The 3,723-nt window shown below is 61.8% G+C and carries 6 protein-coding genes; 2 read left to right on the top strand and 4 right to left on the bottom strand.

The window, feature by feature from the left end; translation table 11 throughout:
* Positions 1-249 precede the first annotated feature (249 nt).
* A complete protein-coding gene (locus ACZ37P_RS38365) occupies positions 250-861 on the top strand; it encodes a hypothetical protein (protein WP_401308844.1) in 612 nt (203 codons plus the stop codon).
* Between the two features lie 262 nt (positions 862-1,123).
* On the top strand, positions 1,124-1,282 hold the full coding sequence (locus tag ACZ37P_RS38370) for a hypothetical protein (RefSeq protein ID WP_467351136.1): 159 nt from the start codon (positions 1,124-1,126) through the stop codon (positions 1,280-1,282).
* Between the two features lie 45 nt (positions 1,283-1,327).
* Here ACZ37P_RS38370 and ACZ37P_RS38375 read toward each other — a convergent pair whose 3' ends face one another.
* The 4 genes from ACZ37P_RS38375 to ACZ37P_RS38390 form a co-directional block, all read right to left on the bottom strand.
* A complete protein-coding gene (locus ACZ37P_RS38375) occupies positions 1,328-1,702 on the bottom strand; it encodes a helix-turn-helix domain-containing protein (RefSeq protein ID WP_467351137.1) in 375 nt (124 codons plus the stop codon).
* A gap of 299 nt (positions 1,703-2,001) precedes the next feature.
* Entirely contained in the window at positions 2,002-2,214 is a 213-nt protein-coding gene (locus tag ACZ37P_RS38380) for a hypothetical protein (RefSeq protein ID WP_401856464.1), read from the bottom strand.
* A gap of 15 nt (positions 2,215-2,229) precedes the next feature.
* Entirely contained in the window at positions 2,230-2,853 is a 624-nt protein-coding gene (locus tag ACZ37P_RS38385) for an RHS repeat-associated core domain-containing protein (protein ID WP_467351139.1), read from the bottom strand.
* Positions 2,854-3,294: 441 nt separating this feature from the next.
* Positions 3,295-3,723, bottom strand: a 429-nt coding sequence (locus tag ACZ37P_RS38390) for an RHS repeat-associated core domain-containing protein (protein ID WP_467351140.1), incomplete at its 5' end; no start/stop codon positions are given.

Below are 3,723 nucleotides of genomic sequence, written 5' to 3' on the forward strand. Positions count from 1 at the left end.
TCGACGAGTCCCGGGGCAGCTGCACCACAGGAGGATATGCGGCGAACCTATCGGTCACTCAACCACCCGCCTCAACGTTGCGGGACAGTCCTTAGTCTCAGCTGATCTGGTCCGTGGACGGGGAAGCTGTGTCAGCTGTATCCCGCAACTCGTGCCAGGGATCCGCGCCTGATGCGTTGTCCGTGGTGAATGCGATGATCGAGGTTGGCAGCGTGAGCACGCTGGTTTCACGACTCGGGGACGGCTCCTATGGACAGGTGGCAGGAGCTTTCGGTACTGGTGGAGGAGCGGCTGAAGGCGGCGTCGACCGGCGAACGTGGCGTGTTCACTGCTGGCGTTGCGGAACGGCTCATGAGCTGGCACGAGGCCCTGCCCGATGACGAGCAGGCGCCGTTCACCGTGGGCCTTCGCCCCCTGTTGAACTCGGTATGGGACGGCGTCCTCGGTGACACGACGGCATTCTCGGCGGTGAAGCGCGGTGTCGCCGAGTACATGCTCAGTGAGTACTGCCACAACGACGGGCAGGACGGCCCCGATGACGCGGACGAGGCGGCCGCAACTGCGACGTTGGATGCCGCGCACGCCTATCTGTTCGGCTGCTACGACTTCGCCAACTGGACCAGCCGCCGGGCGGTGGACGCCATTGACCAACACCTGGAGTACCTCGCCGAACAGGAAGAAGGCGAACTCGTCCCTGATACGGACGAAGCGCTGGCTTCCGAGTTGCAGCGGCAGCTGCGGGATCTCGACCTCATTGCGAACTACTCGAAGGAGCTTCGCTACTCCACCACGGGACTGCCCATCGACACCTCGATCCGACTCCGCGTGGAGCTTCGAACTCCTCTCTCTAGCCGGGCATGAGCGCCCCAGCAGACCTCGCAGCGCCGCAGCCCCTGCATCAGGCCGGCCGCCAGCAAGGGGGTCGCGAGCCGCCCGCCGCAAGGAAGTGCAGCAGACTCGGAAGTACCAACTGTCTGGTTTCCTGCGGTGCGGCAGGGTGAACCCGTCAGGTGAGATCTGCGCGTCTACCCTGGTCGGGAACCCAGTGACCCAAAGGACGCCGCATGGCGCCTACTCGTGCAACTCGTCCAACTGTCGCGGTCTCGCCCGGCGGATGGACAAGGTGGATGAAGCCATCATCGAACTCGTCCTGAAGGTGCTCTCGGAGCAGTACGCGGCCAAGAGGCCGGAGATTCGGATCTGGCACGAACAGGGCACTCTCGACTCTTTGTTGGAGCGGAAGCGCCTTCTCAAAGAGGCGTACAACGCTGGGACGATCTAGCCCGGCTGACTTCTTCCAGATGCTTCCCGACCTGGAGGGGCAGATTCAGGAGTCGGAGAGCGACCGGGCCGCGTTCCTGGGCGAACAGGAAGCGCGGAACTTCCTAGCGGGTTTCACACGCGAGCGTTGGGAGCAGTTCGACCTGCGACAGGTAATTTTTCGCGGCGCCCCTGAACGAGGCCGGTCCACCAGACCCTCCAGCCGGCCGGCGACGAACCGGGACCGCCATTTACGCACCGTCTCCCGAGAGACACCCAGGTCATCCGCAACCTGCGCGTTCAAGCGGCCCTCCGCACACGCCAACACGATCCTCAACCGCAACACCAGCGTCTGAGAGGCGGTCTGCTTGCGCAACCAGCCCCGCAACACACGGCGTTCGTGAGCAGACAAGTCCAACGGCAACGGCTTAGGACCAGGCACCGACCTAGCCTACAACTGCAAGTGAACTACCGACTCAGGACACTAGATCGCGTGACCGAAACTGTCGCCCACCCTGCACGACACCCGAGCCGGTCGTACGATATCGACACATTCCGAAGAAAGCAGACCGTAGCCCCGGCTTCGCTTGATGGCGCTTCCGATACGACTCGACAGGCGTGCAACCAGAGCCTCAGCTTGATGTCATGCGATCGGTCGGCGTAAGCGTCACGATGCCCCTGACCAGGGTGGTGTTCCCTTGCAAGGGAACACCACCCTAGCTGGATTTCACTGCTCTTCTACTAACGCTTTCCCGCGACCAAGGCATAGATAGCGGCGGCGAGACTGAGAACACCGACCCACATGAAAAGGGTGCGGTTGACAAACTTGAGAGTTTTTCCTGCCACCTCGCCACTATGCCGAGTGGCCGCCTTGGCAGGTCCATTTGTGGCGAAAAGAGCCAAGGCGATGAAGATTAGCCCAAGTGCGGTCGCAAATATGACGAATCCGATCATCGCCAAATCTCCTCTCTATATGAATTCGACCTCTTGCCGTTTAGCCGAATTCCCTATTGACAAAATCTCGCCAGCGTAGGAGGCAAATCCTTCGGCAACGATACAGCCAGTGCCTGCTACCAGTCCGCCCACGCCAGTTGTTACTCCGAATCCCGCTGCTATCGATGGGCAGGTCGCACCTGTCATGGCACCCGCAGCCTCTCCAGCCAGCGAGGCCACGGCACCCACGTAGTTGCCACTGCGGATGTTTGTGCCGATGTCGTAGACAGTTTTGATCTTGTCCAGACCATCGGCGAGATCGCCCAGAATATTCTTTCCGGCGGGGTCTGTGTTGTTGATGGGGTCGTCGCCGGCGTAGGCGTAACGCTTGCCCTGAGCGGGGTCTGCGAGGAACGACAGATTGTCCTGGGTGGTGAAGCGGCCGGTGGTGGGGTTGTACCAACGCTGGCCGTATTTGATCCAGCCGGTGGTGCGGCCGTAGGTCCCTCCGACGAAGCGGTAGGGGGTTCTGGGCCGCTGCGGATCCGGTGGCGGTGGTGGTCTGGTAGGTGCAGTAGGGGTCGTACTGGTAGACCGTGGAGGTGACCGTGGACTGGTTGATGAATTCCACCCGTGACGGCGGCCAATGCTTTTCGGCACAAGTGAAGAAAACTGGGGCGGGTATGACAGGTGTGACTTCCCGGTGGTGCATGGGTCCGTCGAAGGACCCCCACGGGTATGCCACGCAGCCTTGCCCTCAGACGGTCCAGCGGCGCACTGACCGCAAAGAGCCATTAAGCCGCCGCAAGGAGTTTCGGGAAGAACCCGTCGAAGAAGGGGTGATGGGGACTTGGTCCCCATCACCCCTATGGCATCTTTGGCATTACTCTCTGCTGCGCCGTCCGCGGCCTACCCAGACAATCGAGGCAAGGATCGCTACGAGGAGAAAAATGGCAATTGTGACGCGAACTGGTTTGTTCAGTTCATCCTGGGCCCAGGGAACAAACAGGAACATGGCAACTATGGCTACAGATATGGCTGCGAACCATGTAACGACTCTGGTCCTGTAGGTGCTCATTGCTCCTCCTGGTGGCTGTCTGACTACGAGCTGCGCAGCGCGTTTTTCGCGTATTTGACGGTGGCTCCGGCCCCTCCCGAGACGGCACCCAGCGTTGCTCCCTCAGCGCACGCCTCGCTGACCGACGAACCGTCGATCAGAGCGGTAACGGACCCGCTCAAGCAACCGGATGCGGCACCCCCCAGGACCGGTCCGAAGAATCCGTCGAACGCCGCTGAGGTGGCTCCACCGACGACGGCTCCCACTACACCGCCCAAGGAGAGGGAGAACTTGCCAGTGGGGTCGGTGTTGTTGATGGGGTCGTCGCCTGCGTAGGCGTAGCGGTTGCCGTTGGCGGGGTCGGCGAGGAAGGAGTACGTGTCCTGGGTGGTGAAGCGGCCGGTGGTGGGGTTGTACCAGCGTTGGCCGTATTTGATCCAGCCGGTGGTGCGGTCGTAGGTGCCGCCGACGTA

The sequence above is a fragment of the Streptomyces sp. NPDC024632 genome, assembly GCF_055559175.1.